Below are 19,499 nucleotides of genomic sequence, written 5' to 3'. Positions count from 1 at the left end.
GGTGGTAGAGAAGTTAGAGTTATCGTAGAAAACAATTCTGTAAGTGATGAACAAACAGTAATGCTTTCTAGAGATATTGCTAAGAAAATCGAAGAAGAAATGTCTTACCCTGGAACGATTAAAATCACAGTAGTAAGAGAAACTAAAGCGATTGGCGTAGCTAAATAATAAGAAATACATTTAAATATAATTTAAGGCCCTCTCTGTGAGGGCTTTTTTTTATTTAGAAGTTTGATTAGCATCATACTTCATACAATATTTTATAGTTATAATAGAGAAAAGGAGATTGCATGAAACTTATCTTAGCTTTAACTCTATTATTATCTGGAAATACTTTCGCAGAAGAAAGGGCCGAAGTCGCAAAATCCTTTATGAAAGCTCTTCAAAAAGAATTAATGACGGGAATGAAAAAAGGTCCAAAAGCAGGCTTGATTCACTGTAATGATAAGGCGATACCAGTTACGAATTCATTTAATAACGATAAGTATGAAGTGGGTAGAGTTTCTCTAAAGCTTAGAAATCCATCAAATGCTCCAAGTGATGATTTAAAGAAAGTTTTATCCAAATACTCAAGCTCTTCAGCAAAGAGTCCAATGGAAGCAAAAGTTATTGTACTTTCTAATAATGAGGAAGTCTTTGTTAAGCCTCTATATATGAAGGGAGCATGTCTAAACTGTCATGGTGCAAATATCCAAAGTGGTGTTAAGAGTGAGCTTCAAAAAAGGTACCCCGATGATAAAGCTGTAGGCTATAAGCTCGGTGAATTTCGTGGGCTCGTTTGGGTAAAGAAAAAGTAGGTTTCTTCCTTTTTTAATCGCTTAAAAGTGTTTAAGCTATTAGGAAAGGAGAATTTATGAAATTAATCTTATCAACACTTCTTGTAGTGTTAAGTATCAATTCACATGCATTTAATGACCTAGAGGGTTGTTTTGAAACTATTAGTTTTAATGGAACTGAAGTTACTAGCGGACCATCAATGGAAAATTCAAAGAGTGAAGTTTTTCTTGTAGAGAATCAGTATTACAGAGATCTAGAAACATTTAAAAAACTTAATACTCTCGTTGTGAGTGTTTTTAATGGTTACAATGAGCCTTACTATGGTTTTTCAAATATTGTTATTCCTGTCGATAGAGGTATCTGGGTAGGTGATGAAAATGAAAAAATATTCTTAATGAATGAAGACATTATGTATTACAGCTCTAACTATGAAAGAATCAAAATCGATTTCTTTGTCGATGCGAACTTCAAAATAAAAGGTGATATTATAGAATTAGATATGTTTCTTTCTTCAGTTAGAAAAGGAATGTTCTATGATTTTACAGCAAAAATAAAAAGAAAAGACTGTCTCTAGAAATATTTAAGCATCGAGATATTCTCTCGATGCTTAAAGCTTATTTATAATTCTTGAATTGTTCCATTCAAATCAATATCCACACTTTCTGAAGCTTTAAAACAAGTTGCCTTTAAAGTTGAAAGAACTTGTTCATAATTCCCTTTCGCAACATCATGATTTCCAACACAAACACCTTTGTTTTCTAGAGCAATTGTTCTCGATTCTCCAGAACAGCTATTTGATGCTTTTGTAAATGAATCAATACAGCTATTAAATGTTCTTGTCGCTACATCAAATCCTGTGTTTGATTTTAGTAAAGCACCACAGATAACACTTCTTCTTCCCTGTCCTCTAGATTCATCTAGAGCTCTTTGGAAACTTTGGCTTCCATCTTCAAAGTAGTTCATGGCGTTTTCGAACTGAGAAATTCCTTTGTTGAAATCTTCAGAACAGCTTGAATATGTTGTAAATGAGACTGCGAGAGCGCAGATTGCGATAAGTAACTTCATTAATCCTCCATGATTTGAATAGATTTATTATATGTGAGGACTTAAAAAAAGAAGAGATAGCAATAATTTCTCTGTTATAATGTTAATAGATACTTAGCTTGTAATGGAATAAAAATGCACTTAAATACAGACAATAAATATTTAGTAACCTACCTCATTGCTCTCTTTGTTCTTACTCTTGTTCTTTGGTTTTCAAGTATTAGCTTTCAGACTTTGAATTATATCCTTTTAGGATTTTGCTGGAGCTTAACTGTTCATGCTCCCAGCCTTAAGGAAAAGTTAGAGCTTAAAAAATATAAATTTTCATTACTTCGTTTTGTATTTGGTTTTGATAAGTTTCTTAGTTCTTTTTCTGAGAATTTCTATCTAAAATCTCTCTTAAGAGCTCTACCTCCAATATTACTATCTCTACTTTGTTTCTTGATTAGTTTGGAAGGAATTTTCTTCGCTTCACTTTTGGGATCAATTTATTTTGAAGTTATTTTTAATAGAGAAAAGATTTATAACTTTATTAAATTCCGTAAAGAAGGTCTTTGAAGTGATCAAGAGAGCTTGCTCTCAGAAAGCTTGACCTTAAGGCCTCTGCATTTTCAAAGTCATCAAATATATATCTTGAGAATGATTTGAATCTATTTAGAATTCGAACATTTTTATTTTCTTCTTTCTTATATTCTCTTTCTAGTTCATCAAAGTAGTTTTGAACATATGTTCTTCTTTCTTGAAGAAGAGTGAAGTCATCTAATTCATCTAGTCTATCTTGATATTGATAATATAGAGAGGCCAGCCAAGGAGTTTTAAGAGCTCCTCTTCCAAGCATAATTGAATCACATCCACAGTACTCAAACATTTTATCTATATCTTGAACTGTCCATACATCTCCATTTCCAATTATAGGAACAGAGACAGTATTAACGGCCTCTTTTATGAAGTCCCAATTGGCAACACCTCTATAGAGTTGATCTCTTGTTCTTCCATGAATTGTAATGGCCTCAACACCTTCATCTTCAAATAGTTTTAATGAATCTGTGAAACGATCTGTATCTTTATATCCAATTCTAATTTTTACAGTAAAGGTTCGATCGAAGTTTTTTCTTATGATTTGAATGATTTCTCTAAGCTCTTTCATCTCACTTAAAAGATATGCACCACCTTTATGAGCATTTACTTTCTTTGAAGGACACCCCAGGTTTAAGTCGAGGTGTTCAATCTCTGGAATCTCATTTATCTGTTTTACCATTTCTTCAGTTTGAGCTCGGTAACTTGTGAGGATTTGAAATCCTGTCTTCTTTCTAAGGTCAGGAGTCTTTAGAACTTTTTGTCCATAGTGATTAATGAGCTTTTGATTTGAAAATGCCCCAACTGTCGGAACCCTTAGAAAATCCGTGCAAAGATAATCCCATTCTGGGAAGGCCCTTTCAATAGCAATACGGTATGGTTCGTCAGTGACGCCCTCCATAGGTGCAAATAAAAGTGATCTCTTTTTAAATGGTAATTTTCGCATGAGATGCTTTATAGACCATGGGTGTCAAAACCTCAAGACTTGTGGTGACTTTTTATTTTTGCTAGAAAGTAATATAAATTTTTTAAGGTTGGTTATGGTTACTCCAGTAGCAATTATTATTCTAATTAAGGATATCACTGAGAACTCTTGTAAATTCTGGATGCAGGAGAGAGTCGAGGATGGTCCACTGAATGGTCTCCTAGAATTTCCTGGTGGAAAGATTGAGAAAGGGGAGAGCTCTGTGCTAGCGGCCAAGAGAGAGTTCTCAGAAGAGGCTAATGTTGATATAGCTAGTGCTCCACTTTTTAAAATCCAGAGCTTTGATTATAAAGACAGAAGTGTTTGTCTTTTTATCCACTTCTCAAATGGAGAGGGGATTAATCCTGATAACGGATCTTGGTTTGAATTTGATTACAATGAAAAGTCTTTAGCCTATAAAGGAAGACTTCCTGAAGTAAATTATGAAATAATAGATGACCTACTAAATTATATAAAAAAGCACATAAGTGCTGATATGCTGGAGAATATATGGGCGCAGAGATCTTAAATGTAGCAGAGTTTTTCTTTATGACTCTCGCTTTAGGCGTTGGAATGTTTACGTGGATAGCAAGCTCTAAGCTCACAGGAGCTGGCTTTCAACAATTAATTAATAGTGTCTGCCTGGGTTCGACAGCTATTGCTCTAGCGATACACCTTTCTTATGGAACATTCACAGATCCTCTTAGCATTATTTACTATATTGCAGCGGCCGCCTTTCTTCTTATTAGACAGCTACACAAAGATGAGAAAAGTGTATTTATGTGGATACTCTTTATAACTCACAACTTAGCTCTACTATACCTACTTATGGACTTCTTAAATGGTTGGAGTTCACAGTTTCGCTTCGGATTAAGTTCAACAATTCTTCTTGGTGTTATTACTTATGCAATGATTCTAGGACATTACTACCTCGTAGTTCCAAAGCTGAGTGTAAGGCCACTTAAAATCAGTATCCTTATTCTTTGGGCTATCTTAGCAGTAAAAATTATTTGGTCATCATATGAAACATATTTAAACTGGGGATTTTTCAAAGAGTTCACTCAGCTTGGCGGAGGTTATGCATTTAACTGGTTGATGTTGACGATGCGAGTTGGCTGGGGCTATGTTGTCATTTTTGCGATGAGTATTTTTACGTGGAAATTGGTTAAAATTCGCTCAACTCAAAGCGCTACAGGAGTCCTGTACGCTATGACAATTTTTGTCTTTGTTGGTGAGCTAGTTTCAGCGTACTTATTCTTTAAATATGGGTTGTTAATATGATGGAAGTTACTTTAACTTGTGAAGAATGTGGATCGGGGATTCACGTAATTCCAAATGCTGAAGCTGCAGTTGCTAAATGCGATGTGTGCGCTAAGGAAGCCAATGTACACTTTACCGCTGAACACGAAGAGGGAATTTTAAAGCAATGCCCTTGCTGTGAGCGTAAAGACTTCTACTCGCAAAAAGACTTTAATAGAAAGATTGGTGTGGCCCTATTTGTTATAGCTGCCATTCTATCAATTTGGACATATGGTGTTTCATTCATAGTTCTCTATGTAATGGACTTAATCCTCTTTAAAAAGCTTGGTCAGATAGCCATTTGTTACAAATGTAACACTATTTTTAGAAATGTAAGTAATATCAAAGATATATATGGCTTCAACCACGAGATGAATGATCGAATTGTATACTCAGATCACGATTTTGGTGGAAAGCAGTTAGAACACCATTAAAATGTGCTATACTTGAGTAATTAGTGCAACTGCACGGCTTAAGAATAGACAAAGAAATAGATGCATTGTATTATAAGTAAAGACATTTCATTTATTTAATTATAAAAGAGATGTCTAATTATTAACTTAACAAGGACTAAGGACATAGAACCTCCGTCATTCATCGGCTACTTACAAATGGCCAACCCTTCTGAATTAAAATCCATTATTATATTTAATTATCTGTCAGGACGTTTATCGTGCAAGTAGAGACTTATGAAATAGTACTACTGATGACGTGTTTTCTTCTGTCTGGAGTATTCTCTGGATCAGAAGCTGTACTGATGTCTATAAATATAGACCGAGCCAAACAAATTATTGAAGAAGGTGGAAGCAGAGGTAATGCTCTGAACTTCATGATCGAAAGACCAAATGAATTTTTAACAACTATCCTAGTAGGAAATAATGTTGTTAATATTTTCGCCTCTTCTTTAATGACCACTTTGACTGCAAGAGTCTTCTCTTCTGATTCAATCGGAATTGCTGTCGGTATTACGACATTTATCATTCTAATCTTTGGAGAAATTATTCCAAAGACTTTTGCGAGAACACATGCTGAAAAGCTTGCTGTTCCTACAATTAGATTTCTTCAGCTTTGGTACTTTTCATTATTTCCAGTCATAAAGAGTATTGTTTGGTTTATTAATACTTTCTTAGGAGAGAACGCTGAGCTTACAGGCAGGCTTATAACTAAGCTTGATATTGAGTACATGGTTCAAAAGGCTGAAAAAGAAAATACAATAGACTCAAAACAAGTTGATCTTCTTCACTCCGTTTTAGATTTTCCTAAAATTAAGGTGAAGGATATTATGATCCCGAGACAGAAGATTAAGTTCATCAAAACAGGATGCTCTTATGAAGATGTCTTAACAATAATTAAAGAAGATACCCACTCTAGATTTCCTGTATGTGATGGCGAGCTAGAAAGTATGCAAGGTTTTCTACATGTAAAAGAATTAGTCTTTTTACAGCAAGAGCATAGAGATAATTTTGATATCACTAAACACCTAAAGAGCCCTTTCTTTGTTTATGAGCATATGAAGATTCAAGCAGTCTTTGATCATATGAATAGAAAGAAAGTTCATTTAGCTCTAGTTAAAGATGAAAATGGATTAATTGTTGGTATAATCACTCTTGAAGATATCGTTGAAGAAATCTTTGGTGAAATCCAAGATGAACATGACGAAGAAGAAGAGTCTACTAATAAAGAATATCAGATTAGTGATTTAGAAACAGGTATTTATATAGATGGCTCACTTTCACTTCGAGATCTTTATAATGACTTCGAAATAAAAATTCCTCTAAATGACAATTACTCAACAGTATCTGGATTCATTCTCGATATGCTTGGAAATAACTTTCCTGAAGAAGGACAAATTATCGTTTGGGAAGGCCTCTCTTTTGAGCTTAAGAAAGTTCAAGATTATGAAATTCGTGAAATTAGGATTCAAGACGTTGACGGTGAGAAGCATTTTTTTTCAAAGAGAGAAGCTAACTCTGCCGGAGAAGAAGACGATGTCGAAGATAAAGATGATGATCGAATAACATCTCAAAAAATATCTCCTGTATAGCTTATATTAATTCACATTTACGTTTATACTTAAGACCTAATTTATTTAGGTCTTTTTTTTTATGGAGAATAATAATGGATAAAATATATGATGTTGCAGTAATTGGTGGTGGATCTGCTGGAGTGATGGCCGCTCTTAGAACTGTTTTAAATAATGATGATACAGTTCTCTTCCCTGGAACAGGAAAAGATAAAAAGAAGTCCAGAGCAATGTGGGTTTCTAAGGTCGAGAATATGCCTGGGCACCTTGAGTATAAAAAAGGTATTGAAAATCCAAATAGAGAGCAACTTAATTGGCTCTCTACTGAGTGTGAACTTAAAGATAAGTTCACATGGCTTAAAAATAGAGGCGTAACTGAACTGAAAAAGAATGGTGATATTTTCGAACTTACTGATAATAAAGGTGAGAAATACCAAGCAAATTATGTGATTCTCTGTACTGGAGTAATGGATGTACAACCAAAGATTGATGGTGAAATGGATCCAATTTTTCCTTATGCAAATAACCAATCAATAGACTATTGCCTTAGGTGTGATGGACATCATGTCTTCGGTAAGAAGACTGGTATTATTGGTCATAATAACGGAACAGGTTGGGTTGCGGCCATGCTACATGAGAGATACAACACTCCTGAAATGAAGATCTTTACTCATGGGGAGACTCCAGATTTTAGTGATGAAGTGAAAGCTCTTATTGAAAAATACGATATTGAAGTTTATGAGGGCGAAATCTTTTCTGTAAAAGGTGATACAAAAACTGGAAAACTCGAAGGTTTTGAGGTTGAAGGCGCTGGTTTTATAGATGTTGAGATGAGCTTTGTTTCACTTGGTATGATTGTATATAACGAGCTTGCTAAAGCGCTTGGTGCAGATGTTGATGATCGAGGATTTGTTACAACTAATGGAAAAGGTGAAACAAATATTGAAAATCTCTATGTGGCAGGAGACCTTCGCGCCGGTGTAAAAAAACAAATTTATACTGCCTGGGATACTGCGGTTGATAGCGCTGATGACATCAATGCTAAGATTAGAAGAGTGAGAAGAAACGAATGAAGATATTAATTTCCTTTCTTTTTACAATTTCCTGTTTGGCCAACTTCACTGGAAAGTGGAGTGCTAGTGGATACTATAAAACACCAAAGAGAGTAGGAGAGTGCTTAGAAGTCTTCATGCAGTTTGAAGTGACTAAAGAAAAGTTTTCAATAATTGATGGTGGATATATTTGCGGAGATCTTCAGGCAAGTTATCCTCCTTCAAGCTTTGAAATTGAAGAGGGTTCTCTGTACTACTATGGAGAAAATGTTGGATCTATTACTGATAGTGAAATTAATATTAGATATGAAGACGGACTCTTTCACCTAAACTTAAGAAAAGCTGAAGGTCAGGTCATTTTTCAAGAGAATTGGGATGATGGTGAAGACTATCTCTCTATTTCATCAAAGATGGATTTACTTCTTTAGAATATGTATCTTCACATCACCAAGCACTTTTGATCTACATGAGAGTCGAATATCTTTACTGGCGACCCATTCCTCGCCATGAGACTCTGTGTAAGATCCCTTGATATGCTCAACGGTATCATTTTCGATGATACTTTGTTTGGAGAGATTTTCGCTACCTTCTAGAATATTGATTCTACATGTACCGCAAGATCCCGCAAGACACCCTTTGGGAAGAATATATCCGGCCGTTTCAAGCCCAATCCAGATATTTTCTCCTTCTTGAACCTCAAAATAAAGGACATCTTCTTCTAAAAGTTCTCCATTTTCGGCTACTTGCACTAGTGACACGGTGGGCATACGAATTCCATCCTTTAATGACTATAGTTTGCTGAATTTACTCAGATATTACCCTATCGGTATGATATGAGAATTATTAAGGATCACGTAGCAAGGAGCTAAAAAATGATGAGCTTTGAAAGATTATATAAAGATGGACACGAAGAGGTAATCTTCTTTAGTGACCCTAGTTGTAATCTAAAAGCAATTGTTGCTATTCATAATACTACTTTAGGACCAGCACTTGGTGGAACTAGAATGTGGCCATATGAATCAGAAGAAGAAGCAATTAATGATGTTCTTAGACTATCAAAAGGAATGACTTATAAAGCAGCAGTGTCAGGATTAAATCTTGGTGGTGGTAAAGCTGTTATTATTGGTGATCCAGACAAAGATAAGTCTGAAGCTCTATTTAGATCTTACGGAAGATTTCTTGAGTCTCTAAATGGAAGATATATCACAGCAGAAGATGTGAATATTGGTGTTCAAGATATTGAGCATGTATTTACTGAAACTGGAAATGTTTGTGGTGTTGCTAAGATTCATGGTGGATCAGGTAACCCTTCTCCATATACAGCAAAAGGTGTATTTAGAGGAATTGAAGCTGCTTGTAAGAAAGTTTACGGTGACCGTTCTCCAAAAGGAAAGACTGTTGCGCTTCAAGGTGCAGGTTCTGTTGGTAGATACCTTGCAAAGTATTTAGATGAAGCAGGAGCGAAAGTTGTTGTTTGCGATATCAATGAAAGAAATATTCAATTATTAAAAGAAGCAGTTCCAAGTGTTGAAGTTGTTGGTGTAAATGACATCTATGATGTTGATTGCGATATCTACGCTCCATGTGCTCTTGGTGCAACTGTTAATGATAGTACGATTGATAGACTAAAGTGTAAGATTGTTGCAGGTGCTGCAAATAACCAACTTGCAGAAGATCGTCACGGTGAAATTCTAAGACAAAAAGGAATTCTCTACGCGCCAGATTACTTAATCAATGCAGGTGGATTAATGAACGTTTCAATTGAGTTTGAAGGTTGGTCTGATTCTAAGTCTTCAAGAATGGTTGATACTATTTACGATACAACTCTTAAGATTTTTGCAATCTCTGATGAGCAAGATATTCCAGTTAATAAAGCTGCTGATGTTCTTGCTGAGAGTAGAATCGAGTCGATCAGAAATATCAGTGGTAAGTACCTTGGTAATTTAGGTCACAGATTTCCTGGAAGAAAAACAAGAAATTAATATAAAAAAGAAGGCTTCGTAAGAAGCCTTTTTTATTTTACGTAAAGCTTTGGTGTCAGAGCATTTTCATGGTCTGACTTCTTCTTAAAACTATTCTTAATTACAGTAAGAAATGAAGGGTTCGTAAAAAAGAACCTAATAGTTGTCAGTACAGGAAAGCGAAGTATTCCTCTAATATTTGCAAAACGGTAGCTCACACCAATTGTATCAGTTTGATTTTCAACTCTATGCCACATCCACGCAGGAATAAAGAGAATATCTCCAGGCTCAAGAGTGCACTTATATGGTTTAATTTCCTTAATTAACTCACTAATTTCATCCTCATCTTTATCTGAGAAGTAATAGCCAAAACCATCATGACCAACGTTCATAAGAGGAGATAGATCAGCTGGGTACATTTCCCAGTCTTTAGTTCCAGTAACTGTCACAAAGAAAAAGGCAGTCATCCCACAGTGCCAAGTCGTAATTCTTTTGGCGGGGCCAATAAAGGATTGATAACTAAACCCAATAAAGCATTGTCTCATTTTCTCAAGCCATTTGAGATTAAAATCTTTTTGAAGCTCTGGGAAAAATTCCATTATCTTACAGAATCGAAGGTAATTGTTTTCTTTATTTCTCCAACTCTTAACAAGTTCTTTAATCGAAATCATCTCACCATCTTTTGGGAGAGAAGGGTCTTGGTATTTTTCATCTAGACCTTTCTTGGAAACTATAGGGAACTTTTCATCTCCGTAGTGTTTTTCGAGAAAATCAAAACTCCATTTTTGAGTTGCTGGCCAATCGAGTGCCTCTTTATCAAATATAACTGGAACTCCGGCCTTTAAGTATTTTAAAAACTCTTTTTCAGATAGACCTTTTTTTCTTTCGACTTCTTTAGGAGAGTTATCAAAGTTCTTTAAACTTGTTTTTTTATTAATTTCTATGAGGGTATTTCTCTTCCCATTCACAAGAAATGAACTTTTCTTGAAGATGTGAAGTAGTATGAAATAGAAGTTGAATTTCGCTCTTAAAATAATCGGTATTTTAATTTTTTTAAATTTATCCACAATCATTTTATAATCTCTCATAGGTATTATTATTATCTTCTAAATTATACCTTGTTGCTAATTTTTGTCTAGACTTGTAAGTCGTGCACACTTTTCTATGTGGCTTATTTTATTAAAGAAATATAGTATATGAGTATGAAATTACTTAGGTCAGATATCTTTAATATAGCGAGAAATACTTGGGACTTTTTTAAGTCCTATCCGTTATTTCTAGCAATTTTTTATGTCTGTACAATCACAAGCTTTGGGGGATCATTCTTTGAGGATGGCCTATATATTGCTAAGGCGAAATCTATAATTCAAGATTTTGATTACAACGTAATCAACCAGGTTGATAGTACATTTCAATGGTTAGTGACAAAAGAATATTTTCATCCAACCCAGCATACGGAAGTTCAAACACCTGCCCTTGTTATATTAAGGTATTTAGAGAAGATTCTATTTAATACTTCTTTTGAAGAGGAATTTTTACTTGGATCTTTGGCGCTTAGTTTGTTTTGTCTTTATTATGGTTTCTTATATTGTGGGAGAATCTTAAAACACTTTGGTGAAGAGAACTTTTCATACTCCTTCGCATTGTTTTTTTCTTCTACTGTTTTTATGTATTTTTCAATTTTTTATCTTAATGTTAGTGAGATTTTTTCTTTTCCTTTAACTGCATATCTACTCTCTATTGTATTACTTAAAAAGAAGGTGGTGACTGTAGGGGAAGCTCTCTGTTTTAGTATATGCAGTGCCGTTTTGTTAATTTCAAAATCTATATACTTCTTACCATTCATTTTGAGTACGTATTATATACTGTTTAAAAATAAAGAAAATAAAACAACAGCTATATTTATTATGGTTACTGCTCTAATGAGCGTAACATATTATATCAATATGCTTGATCAATTTGGTGGTGTTGAGCTTCTAGGAGGAGCTGCTGAGACATTTCTAGACTTTTCTTTTTCTAACTTTTTTAGAACTTTTATTTTTGGAGGTTTTAGTCTTGGGGGTCTTTTTTCATCAAACCCAAGTTACCTCCCTGCTCTAGTTTTTGCTTTAGTTTTTATTTATAAATTATATAAAAAGAATTACGATAGATTTATACTACTACTTCTTCTTCTGTGGCTTGCAGCTGGTTTTTCTCAAACTGTTTTCATCATTGGAGACGTTGTTAATGACCAATTTCCTGGCCGACTTATTTTGACTGTTTTACCTTTATTGTTGATAGGTTTTTATTATTTTTATAAAGGAATAACAAATAGGTGGATAAAAGTACTTTTGAGTATTTCTTTTATTGGGATTCATCTTTTTTCACTTATAAACTATTTAGCAATATCAAAGATTGGTCACTATCAATATGCAACACAGAGAGTGGTTAGAAGTTATTTAGAATTTGAGAGGATTATAGATAGTGCGCTATTTAATATTGAAATTGCCAATTATAATTTTTCTTATATAGCCATTTGGAGCTTTATTATTTTTCTTCTTTTTAAAATATCTAAGAAGAAACTTTTCTTTTCCTTTAATATTGGGACGGCGTCGCTCTTATTACTTTTTTGTTTTTTAAGTTATTCAAAATCAGAAATCAATACCACTGAATACTTCGAGAGAAATAAGGGATTGAAAGAGAGTGTGGTAATAGGTAATAGTGGAGAGGTGTATTTTTACAATTATATAAATGACTCTCTAGAGTTTAGAATGAGAGAGACTGATGATACTACTCTAAGAAGTGAAATCATCGTTAGACGTAAAAAATACTATGATATAATCAAAAAGAACTTATTAAAGAGTACTCCTGAATTTGATGATATTTTAGATAATTATATCTTCTATTATGGCTACTATAAAGAGGATAAGTGATTAACGAGCCCGTAAATAAACTTAATGTAGTTCTTGTTAGAGCTCCTTATGTCATACCTACTAGTTCAGTTTTTGGGAACCAGGGAACACCTGCGCTTGGACTGGCCTACTTGGCTGGAACAGTTGAAAGGCTAGGGCATAATATTACTTGTATAGATTCCTTCGCAAAAGGAATTGATACGTTCACTCCAATAGAAAATACAAACCTCCTTATAAATGGAATACCTAACGCTGAGACATTGAGCTTAATTCCTGAAGATACAGATATTCTCGGAATTTCTTGTATGTTTTCAAGTGACTGGATTAATACTATTGATCTAGTAAAAGTGATAAGACAAAAATATCCTAAGCTTATAATTATTCTAGGTGGTGAGCACGTTACAGCTGATCATGAATATATTTTAACGACATATAAAGAAGAGGTCTCTCTCTGTATTCTAGGAGAAGGCGAGCAAAAGTTAGCAAATCTTTTAAATACTTGTAGTGAGTCTTTGGACAATTTATATAAAGCTCCAGGAATTACTTATTATAATGAAGTCTCAGGGAAGGTTGAAACTAATCCTAGTGACTACAGAGTTAAAAATCTGGAGACTATTCCATTACCCAAATGGGATGGATTAGAATTACATATCTTTCATGAACGCTTACTAGGGATGTCAATGATTGGTAAGCGAACAATGCCAATGCTCTTGTCTAGAGGGTGTCCCTACCAGTGTACATTTTGCTCTAGTGCAAAAATGTGGACTACTCGTTGGGTGGCCAGAGATTATTATGAAGTGATAGAAGAAATTAAAATGTATAAAGATCTTTATAATATCAATCATATTGATTTCTATGATTTAACAGCAATTATTAATAAGAAGTGGACGATTGATTTTTGTAAAGAAATGATTCGTCAGGAAATAAATTTAACATGGTCTCTTCCTTCTGGAACAAGGTCAGAAGCTCTCACTCACGAAGTTCTTGATCTACTCAAAAAGAGTGGATGTACTAAAATAACATACGCTCCTGAAACAGGATCTGTCAGGATGAGTAAGCTAGTTAAGAAGAAAGTTAATCTAAAGAAGATGCTAAGTTCAATGAAGAATGCAGTAGATGTTGGACTCATTGTTAAGGCCAATATTATCTTTGGCTTTCCTGAAGAGAGAGCTATGGATAGAGTTTATAACTTTATCTTCATATTTAGAATGGCCCTTGTAGGAATTCACGATGTTCCTTGCTTTGGTTTCACTCCATACCCTGGAAGTGAGCTCTTTGATGAGCTACTTGAAAAAGGTGTTATAAAAAGAGATGAAAATTATTATGAATTTATGTCAAATTTAATTTATACAAAGCCTTTTAATAATAAATCTTGGAATGATGAGGTTTCTGATTACATGATTCCTTGTCTCAGTCTTGGTGGGATGGCCTTCTTCTATTCTCTACAATACCTTTTTAGACCTAAAAGATTTTATAACCTTGTCGTAAATGTCTTAAAAGACAGTCCTCAGACTATGTTAGAGGTTGCATTTGCTAATATGTATAAAGACTTTGTGAAAGGAAGAAGATTTCAGAAATAATAATATTTCTGTTATCATCAAGTTTATCATATAGTTTTAGTTTGTAATTCTCACTAATTTACATTTTTGGATTTAGCTTGGTTAATGACCCTTTAGTAACAATTATTATTCCTATGTATAACGAAAGTGCTACTATCGGGGAGCTTCTTAGTCGTTTGACTAAACTAGAAGGGAGTTACGAAGTTATTGTTGTTGATGATGCATCAACTGATTCTGGAAATGAAATTGTATGTAAGTATCCCGAAGTTAAACTTTTAACTCACTCTGAAAATCTAGGTAAATCAGATGCTATTCAGTCGGGTCTAAAAGTTGCATCTGGAGATATTATCCTTATTCAAGATGCAGATCTAGAGTATCCAACAACAAATATTCCAAAACTTATTCGGCCAATCATTAATAATGAAACAAGTGTCGTCTATGGAAAGAGAGTTAATACAGGGAGCTTTCTTCCCATTTCTTTAATTGCTAAATTCACTATTTCTAGACTTGTTTACTTATTATTTGGTAAGTCTGTTGAGGACGTGAACACTGGTCATAAGGTTTTTAAAAAGACATGTTTAGATGGTGTTTTACTCAGCTCTAAGCGTTTTTCTTTTTGCGCTGAAGTGACAATAAGACTTATACAAAACTCTGTGAAAATTCATGAAGTTCCAATAGATTACTTTCCAAGAACTAAGAATGAAGGCAAGAAGATCTCTTACTTCGATGGATTTGGAATTGTAAAAACTATCTTCTCACTTAAGCTTCAAAAGAGCGGGAAATGAAACTAACAACAATTCTCTCTATTATTTTAATTAATATAAAGCATAGATTACTTTTTCTTTTTGGAAGAGTTGATCTAATTGTTCCGTATAAGATCCTGATTCAAACTACAAATGATTGCAACTCTAGGTGTGACAGTTGTCATATTTGGAAAATTAATAAAGATAAATCTCTCAAAGAAAAAGAAATACAAGTTGCTCATTACGAAAATCTATTTAAGTCTTATGGTAAAGATTTGTATTGGATTTCTTTAAGTGGGGGAGAGGTCACTCTCGATAGTAGTATTCATGAAGTTATAGAACTTGCTCATAAACACTGTAAGAATTTGAAAATGATTACGTTTACAACAAATGGACTTCTCCCAGATAGAGCTCTAAGTATTGCTGAGACTATAAAGAAGTGTGGATTAGATCACTTTATTACCATTAGTTTGGATGGCAATGAAGAGCTTCACGATAGAATAAGAGGTATTCCTGGAAATTATGAGAAAGCTTTTAAGACTTTCAAACTTCTTAAGTCAAAAGGATTTTATACTCATTTTGGGATTACTATTAGTGATGAAAATCATAATTTTATTAGAGATGAATATGACAGCTATAGCGAAAGTATAAAGGCCGTGACATTTGTGAATAGCGGGGGAATCTACAACACTGACAATACCATTAGTCGCAACGGTCTTCTCGCTTCCCTTGGAGTCATACTTCAAAAGTATAAGGTTTCATCTCTAGGCGACTTTTGGGAAAAACTCTATATTCAGCTGTCCTTAAAGTTTGTTAAAGAAGGTCAAAAGAGAAATATTATTCCTTGCTCCGCTGGTCTGTCTTCTCTACACATTTCTCCCTATGGAGAAGTCTCTCCTTGTATGTTCCTGCAAAGCTATTCAAATATAAAAGATGAAGGGTTTCTAGATAGATTACTTGATAAAAATAATAGCTCTAAGAGACTAGCTCCTTATCGTGGGGAGTGCCAAAAGTGCTGGATGAATTGTTACGCCCCTCATTCTATGATGCTCTCTCCATTTAAAACGCTATTTCAAGCATTTAAGAAGTAGCTCTAAGTATTCGTTATTTAAGTGATTACTTGTTGAGAACAATATTGCCCCATTCGATCCAAACCCCAATGATGATAAAATCACTTGATGAATAGTCTAAAGAGCCTAGCTCTAAAAACACTTATTTCTTCCCTTTTGCTTTCAATGCCATTGCTTAGCTTTGCAATAGACTTTGAAGATGCTGTATTTCCAGAACTTGCAACTTCGGCCCGGGCCCTATCTATGGGAAATGCCTATGTTGCAAAAGCGGACGATGCTAGTGCTGTCTATTACAACCCAGCTGGTCTTGGATCCATTAGAAAAACTCACTTTCACTTAAGTAACTTTCACATGGAATTTAATAAGGGTTGGATTAATAATTCAACGAGGGGAAGCGTTTTAGATGTATTTCCTGAGGCCATGAGTGCATTTAGTTTAGAAGGACAAAGAGAGAATCTCTTAAAGAATAAGGGTTCAATTTCCCATCAGAGATTTAATTTTCTGCCAAACTTTACTACAAGATATTTTAGTTTAGGTTACCTAGTTTCAAAGAGAACTAGGGCCACAATAGGTCAAGAGGCCGGAGCAAACTTTGAGTATGCTGATAGAAGAGACCATGGTCCATATGCAGCGTTGAATATCTCTTTATTTGGTGGAGTATTTAAAATTGGTGGCTCTGCAACTTATCTAAATAGAAAAGAAGTTGTTGGTGAAAAGAATGCAAACACTGAATATGAAGAAGACCCAACAGAAGTAAAAAAAGGGGCTGCAGTAATTGTTGTGGCCGGAGCAAAACTTACTCTTCCAATTGCATTTCTACCGACATTTGCAGCAAAAATGAATAATGCTTTTGATCAGAGATTTTCTGAGGGAAGTACAAATGGTGCACCAACAGAAGTATTAAATTCACTAGATCTAGGATTCTCTCTTACTCCTCAGATTGGAAATGTTGTTCGAGTTCATCTAGAAGCGAACTATAAGGATATTTCAAGTGAGTATGATGGAGTATCAACAAATAGAAAACTAACTCTAGGTCTAGAGTTAGATATCGCTAGAAAGTTCTTTATGAGAGCTGGATATGGTGATGGATGGGGTTCTGCAGGAATTGGGATTAAGTCTCAAAAGCTTGAGTTTGACCTGACAACCTATGCTGTAGACACAACAAGTAACGAATTTAGAGGCAAAGAAGACAGAAGATTTGCCCTTAGCTTCAGTTACGGGCTCTAATTAATCTAAAATCAATATCTTATTTTCAGTATGACGTGTCATTTTAGACATTTGACCCTTCTTTAGGTAATCTGCTTGAGATTTTTATATTTACGTCGCAAAGCGCCGAAAAGGAGTTTTCATGCTCGATAAAACAAAAGGACTGGATACGATGAGTTCTAAAAAACTTAAGAAGTTAAATGCTGAAGAGAAATTAAAATTAGCTAAAAAATATAAGCTTAAAAAAGAAGATCTCATTGCAATGCTTAGAAATATTTATGTTTCTAGAAAATTAGATGATGCAGAAATATCAATGAAGAAACAATCAAAAGCGTTTTTTCAAATTTCTGGAGCTGGACATGAAGGTGTTTTAACAGCTGCTGCATTTGCAATGAAACCAAAGTATGACTGGTTCATTCCTTACTATAGAGACAGAGCTCTTTGTACAGGGCTTGGGGTAACTCCATACGAAATGCTTTGCCAAGCAAATGGAAATATTGGTGATACTGCTTCTCACGGTCGTCAAATGCCGGCCCACTGGGGAAATGTTAAATTAAATATTGTTAATAAATCATCATGTACAGGAACACAATTCTTACAGGCATGTGGTGTTGCAGAAGCTGGAGAGTATTTAAACTCTTTAGATGCTACTGGAGCCGATGTTGGAACAGAAAACTTTCAAGATGATGAAGTTGTTTATACTTCATGTGGTGATGGAACAACTTCGCAGGGTGAGTTCTGGGAAGGTTTGACTACTGCTTGTGTTAATAAGCTTCCAGTTCTTTTCCATGTTGAAGATAATGGTTATGCCATTTCAACTCCTACATATATTCAAACTCCAGGTGGATCAATCTCTAAAGCAATGGATGAGTTCCCAGGTTTAAAAGTTTTAGAATGTGATGGAAATTGCCCTATAGAGTCTTATGCAACATTTGTAGAAGCTGTTAAGCACATCAGACAAAAGAAAGGTCCAGTTCTTGTTCACTCACACGTAACAAGACCTTACTCTCACTCTCTATCTGATGATCAATCAATGTATAGAACTAAAGAAGAGCTTTCTGAAGAGAAGACTCTTGATGTATTTAACTCTTACCCAAAGACTTTAATTGAGTCAGGGATTATGACTGATGATGAAGTGAAAGCTTTATTAGATGAAGTATCAAAAGAAGTAAGACAAGCAATGACAGATGCTATTGCTACTGAGTGGCCAAAGCCTGAAGATTCAGTAAAGCATGTATTCTCTGAAGATGTAGATATTTCTTCAAGTGAATTTGATACAGAGGCAACACTTGAAGGAAAAGATGACATTCCAATGGCCGGAGCAATTAATAGTGTTCTTAAGAGAGAATTCTCGAAGAACCCACTACTAAGAATGTTCGGTGAAGACGTTGCAGACTTTTCTCAATTAGAAAAATTAGATAATCCAGACCTTTCAGGAAAAGGTGGAGTATTTAAAGTAACATCAGGAGTTCAAAGAGCTTCTAAAGATGGACAAGTATTTAACTCTGCACTTGCAGAAGCAAATATCATTGGTCGTGCTATTGGTATGGCGATGAGAGGAATTAAGCCAGTTGTAGAGATTCAATTCTTTGATTACATCTGGACAGCCTATATGCAATTAAAGAATGAGATGGCAACGACTAGATACAGATCTGGCGGTGACTTCAAATGTCCAATGGTTGTAAGAGTTCCAATTGGTGGTTACTTAAGAGGTGGATCTATTTATCACTCTCAATGTGGAGAATCTCTATTTACTCATATTCCTGGAGTATGTGTAGCATTCCCATCAAATGCAGCTGATGCAGCAGGACTACTAAGAACTGCGATTAGAGCAGATGATCCTGTAATGTTCCTAGAGCATAAGCACCTTTACTACCAAGGTTACAATAGAACTGCTGACGTTGGTGAGGAGTATATGATTCCATTTGGGAAGGCCCGTGTAGCTCGAGAAGGTGCTGATGCGACAATCGTAGCTTGGGGAGCGTTAGTTCAAAAATCAATTGAAGCGGCAAAGAAAATTGAAGCTGAACTTGATGTTAAAATTGAAATTCTTGACGCTAGAACTCTTGTTCCTTTCGATATGGACGCAGTTAAGAAATCAATTGGTAAAACAAATAGATTATTAATTTGTCATGAAGAAACAAAGACTTCAGGTTTTGCAGGTGAGATTTCTGCAAGAGTTAATGAGGAATGTTTTGAATCTCTTGATGCTCCAATTTTAAGAGTAGCAGCAAAGGATTCGCACGTTGCTTATTGTCCAACTTCTGAAGATTATATTCTTCCTCAAGTGGATGATGTTTATAATGAACTGAAAAAATTACTTTCATACTAAAT

20 protein-coding genes and 1 pseudogene are annotated in these 19,499 nt (G+C 34.7%); 17 read left to right on the top strand and 4 right to left on the bottom strand.

The window, feature by feature from the left end; translation table 11 throughout:
* The 3 genes and pseudogenes from ABX784_RS05300 to ABX784_RS05290 form a co-directional block, all read left to right on the top strand.
* Positions 1-168, top strand: a pseudogene (locus tag ABX784_RS05300) (ribonuclease Y); the annotation flags it as partial.
* 122 nt (positions 169-290) lie between these two features.
* On the top strand, positions 291-797 hold the full coding sequence (locus tag ABX784_RS05295) for a DUF3365 domain-containing protein (RefSeq protein WP_372653510.1): 507 nt from the start codon (positions 291-293) through the stop codon (positions 795-797).
* A gap of 56 nt (positions 798-853) precedes the next feature.
* Complete coding sequence (locus tag ABX784_RS05290; RefSeq protein ID WP_372653507.1) at positions 854-1,351, top strand: hypothetical protein; 498 nt, start codon at positions 854-856, stop codon at positions 1,349-1,351.
* Between the two features lie 44 nt (positions 1,352-1,395).
* Here ABX784_RS05290 and ABX784_RS05285 read toward each other — a convergent pair whose 3' ends face one another.
* Positions 1,396-1,842, bottom strand: a complete 447-nt coding sequence (locus ABX784_RS05285) for a hypothetical protein (protein ID WP_372653504.1) — start codon at positions 1,840-1,842, stop codon at positions 1,396-1,398.
* A gap of 114 nt (positions 1,843-1,956) precedes the next feature.
* Between ABX784_RS05285 and ABX784_RS05280 the strand changes: the two genes are divergently transcribed.
* The gene (locus ABX784_RS05280; RefSeq protein ID WP_372653502.1) at positions 1,957-2,379 is read left to right on the top strand and encodes a hypothetical protein; all 423 of its coding nucleotides are present in this window, start codon (positions 1,957-1,959) and stop codon (positions 2,377-2,379) included.
* On the opposite strand, the gene ABX784_RS05275 is transcribed toward ABX784_RS05280, so the two are convergent.
* Positions 2,354-3,343, bottom strand: coding sequence for a tRNA dihydrouridine synthase (locus tag ABX784_RS05275; protein WP_372653496.1), 990 nt, complete (start codon positions 3,341-3,343; stop codon positions 2,354-2,356). The genes ABX784_RS05280 and ABX784_RS05275 overlap by 26 nt on opposite strands.
* Positions 3,344-3,437: 94 nt before the next feature.
* On the opposite strand from ABX784_RS05275, the gene ABX784_RS05270 reads away from it, so the two are divergent.
* The 6 genes from ABX784_RS05270 (at position 3,438) to ABX784_RS05245 (ending at position 8,163) form a co-directional block, all read left to right on the top strand.
* Positions 3,438-3,890: an NUDIX domain-containing protein gene (locus ABX784_RS05270; protein ID WP_372653493.1), complete on the top strand. Its 453-nt coding sequence runs from the start codon at positions 3,438-3,440 to the stop codon at positions 3,888-3,890.
* On the top strand, positions 3,872-4,642 hold the full coding sequence (locus ABX784_RS05265) for a hypothetical protein (protein ID WP_372653490.1): 771 nt from the start codon (positions 3,872-3,874) through the stop codon (positions 4,640-4,642). The genes ABX784_RS05270 and ABX784_RS05265 overlap by 19 nt, the downstream gene beginning before the upstream one ends.
* Positions 4,639-5,094 (top strand): hypothetical protein, encoded by a 456-nt coding sequence (locus ABX784_RS05260; RefSeq protein WP_372653487.1) that lies wholly within the window; start codon positions 4,639-4,641, stop codon positions 5,092-5,094. The genes ABX784_RS05265 and ABX784_RS05260 overlap by 4 nt, the downstream gene beginning before the upstream one ends.
* A 239-nt stretch (positions 5,095-5,333) precedes the next feature.
* Positions 5,334-6,704 (top strand): hemolysin family protein, encoded by a 1,371-nt coding sequence (locus tag ABX784_RS05255; RefSeq protein WP_372653485.1) that lies wholly within the window; start codon positions 5,334-5,336, stop codon positions 6,702-6,704.
* A gap of 74 nt (positions 6,705-6,778) precedes the next feature.
* On the top strand, positions 6,779-7,756 hold the full coding sequence (locus ABX784_RS05250; RefSeq protein WP_372653483.1) for an NAD(P)/FAD-dependent oxidoreductase: 978 nt from the start codon (positions 6,779-6,781) through the stop codon (positions 7,754-7,756).
* Positions 7,753-8,163: a hypothetical protein gene (locus ABX784_RS05245; protein ID WP_372653480.1), complete on the top strand. Its 411-nt coding sequence runs from the start codon at positions 7,753-7,755 to the stop codon at positions 8,161-8,163. The genes ABX784_RS05250 and ABX784_RS05245 overlap by 4 nt, the downstream gene beginning before the upstream one ends.
* Here ABX784_RS05245 and ABX784_RS05240 read toward each other — a convergent pair.
* Positions 8,152-8,502 (bottom strand): 2Fe-2S iron-sulfur cluster binding domain-containing protein, encoded by a 351-nt coding sequence (locus ABX784_RS05240; RefSeq protein WP_372653478.1) that lies wholly within the window; start codon positions 8,500-8,502, stop codon positions 8,152-8,154. The two genes, ABX784_RS05245 and ABX784_RS05240, sit on opposite strands and share 12 nt — an antisense overlap.
* Before the next feature lie 105 nt (positions 8,503-8,607).
* Here ABX784_RS05240 and ABX784_RS05235 point away from each other — a divergent pair, with 105 nt between their 5' ends.
* Entirely contained in the window at positions 8,608-9,717 is a 1,110-nt protein-coding gene (locus ABX784_RS05235) for a Glu/Leu/Phe/Val dehydrogenase dimerization domain-containing protein (protein WP_372653476.1), read from the top strand.
* A gap of 32 nt (positions 9,718-9,749) precedes the next feature.
* Here ABX784_RS05235 and ABX784_RS05230 read toward each other — a convergent pair whose 3' ends face one another.
* Positions 9,750-10,763 (bottom strand): cupin-like domain-containing protein, encoded by a 1,014-nt coding sequence (locus tag ABX784_RS05230; RefSeq protein ID WP_372653473.1) that lies wholly within the window; start codon positions 10,761-10,763, stop codon positions 9,750-9,752.
* A 129-nt stretch (positions 10,764-10,892) separates the two neighbouring features.
* On the opposite strand from ABX784_RS05230, the gene ABX784_RS05225 reads away from it, so the two are divergent.
* The 6 genes from ABX784_RS05225 to ABX784_RS05200 all read left to right on the top strand — a co-directional run bounded on the left by ABX784_RS05225 (position 10,893) and on the right by ABX784_RS05200 (position 19,497).
* Entirely contained in the window at positions 10,893-12,608 is a 1,716-nt protein-coding gene (locus tag ABX784_RS05225; RefSeq protein WP_372653471.1) for a hypothetical protein, read from the top strand.
* Positions 12,605-14,167, top strand: a complete 1,563-nt coding sequence (locus tag ABX784_RS05220; RefSeq protein WP_372653468.1) for a radical SAM protein — start codon at positions 12,605-12,607, stop codon at positions 14,165-14,167. Before ABX784_RS05225 ends, ABX784_RS05220 begins: the two co-directional genes overlap by 4 nt.
* Positions 14,168-14,244: 77 nt before the next feature.
* Positions 14,245-14,931 carry a glycosyltransferase family 2 protein gene (locus tag ABX784_RS05215; RefSeq protein ID WP_372653465.1) on the top strand — a complete coding sequence of 229 codons (687 nt, stop codon included), beginning with the start codon at positions 14,245-14,247 and terminating at the stop codon, positions 14,929-14,931.
* Positions 14,928-15,980 carry a radical SAM protein gene (locus ABX784_RS05210; RefSeq protein WP_372653463.1) on the top strand — a complete coding sequence of 351 codons (1,053 nt, stop codon included), beginning with the start codon at positions 14,928-14,930 and terminating at the stop codon, positions 15,978-15,980. Before ABX784_RS05215 ends, ABX784_RS05210 begins: the two co-directional genes overlap by 4 nt.
* Before the next feature lie 87 nt (positions 15,981-16,067).
* On the top strand, positions 16,068-17,186 hold the full coding sequence (locus ABX784_RS05205; protein WP_372653460.1) for a hypothetical protein: 1,119 nt from the start codon (positions 16,068-16,070) through the stop codon (positions 17,184-17,186).
* A gap of 121 nt (positions 17,187-17,307) precedes the next feature.
* On the top strand, positions 17,308-19,497 hold the full coding sequence (locus ABX784_RS05200; protein ID WP_372653458.1) for a thiamine pyrophosphate-dependent enzyme: 2,190 nt from the start codon (positions 17,308-17,310) through the stop codon (positions 19,495-19,497).
* Positions 19,498-19,499 lie beyond the last annotated feature (2 nt).

This window comes from Halobacteriovorax sp. (assembly GCF_041587335.1).
Classification (GTDB): Bacteria; Bdellovibrionota; Bacteriovoracia; order Bacteriovoracales; family Bacteriovoracaceae; genus Halobacteriovorax.
The sequence above is the reverse complement of the archived record's forward strand: the minus strand, read 5'-3'. Positions and strand labels throughout refer to the sequence as shown.

What these genes read in the sequence shown, in the direction of transcription:
- ABX784_RS05210 (WP_372653463.1), top strand. Translation starts at nt 14,928, where the DNA reads ATGAAACTAACAACAATTCTCTCTATTATTTTAATTAATATAAAGCAT.
- ABX784_RS05205 (WP_372653460.1), top strand. Translation starts at nt 16,068, where the DNA reads ATGAATAGTCTAAAGAGCCTAGCTCTAAAAACACTTATTTCTTCCCTT.
- ABX784_RS05225 (WP_372653471.1), top strand. Translation starts at nt 10,893, where the DNA reads ATGAGTATGAAATTACTTAGGTCAGATATCTTTAATATAGCGAGAAAT.
- ABX784_RS05240 (WP_372653478.1), bottom strand. Translation starts at nt 8,502, where the DNA reads ATGCCCACCGTGTCACTAGTGCAAGTAGCCGAAAATGGAGAACTTTTA.
- ABX784_RS05280 (WP_372653502.1), top strand. Translation starts at nt 1,957, where the DNA reads ATGCACTTAAATACAGACAATAAATATTTAGTAACCTACCTCATTGCT.
- ABX784_RS05270 (WP_372653493.1), top strand. Translation starts at nt 3,438, where the DNA reads ATGGTTACTCCAGTAGCAATTATTATTCTAATTAAGGATATCACTGAG.
- ABX784_RS05245 (WP_372653480.1), top strand. Translation starts at nt 7,753, where the DNA reads ATGAAGATATTAATTTCCTTTCTTTTTACAATTTCCTGTTTGGCCAAC.
- ABX784_RS05250 (WP_372653483.1), top strand. Translation starts at nt 6,779, where the DNA reads ATGGATAAAATATATGATGTTGCAGTAATTGGTGGTGGATCTGCTGGA.
- ABX784_RS05295 (WP_372653510.1), top strand. Translation starts at nt 291, where the DNA reads ATGAAACTTATCTTAGCTTTAACTCTATTATTATCTGGAAATACTTTC.
- ABX784_RS05200 (WP_372653458.1), top strand. Translation starts at nt 17,308, where the DNA reads ATGCTCGATAAAACAAAAGGACTGGATACGATGAGTTCTAAAAAACTT.
- ABX784_RS05290 (WP_372653507.1), top strand. Translation starts at nt 854, where the DNA reads ATGAAATTAATCTTATCAACACTTCTTGTAGTGTTAAGTATCAATTCA.
- ABX784_RS05265 (WP_372653490.1), top strand. Translation starts at nt 3,872, where the DNA reads ATGGGCGCAGAGATCTTAAATGTAGCAGAGTTTTTCTTTATGACTCTC.
- ABX784_RS05275 (WP_372653496.1), bottom strand. Translation starts at nt 3,343, where the DNA reads ATGCGAAAATTACCATTTAAAAAGAGATCACTTTTATTTGCACCTATG.
- ABX784_RS05235 (WP_372653476.1), top strand. Translation starts at nt 8,608, where the DNA reads ATGATGAGCTTTGAAAGATTATATAAAGATGGACACGAAGAGGTAATC.
- ABX784_RS05285 (WP_372653504.1), bottom strand. Translation starts at nt 1,842, where the DNA reads ATGAAGTTACTTATCGCAATCTGCGCTCTCGCAGTCTCATTTACAACA.
- ABX784_RS05260 (WP_372653487.1), top strand. Translation starts at nt 4,639, where the DNA reads ATGATGGAAGTTACTTTAACTTGTGAAGAATGTGGATCGGGGATTCAC.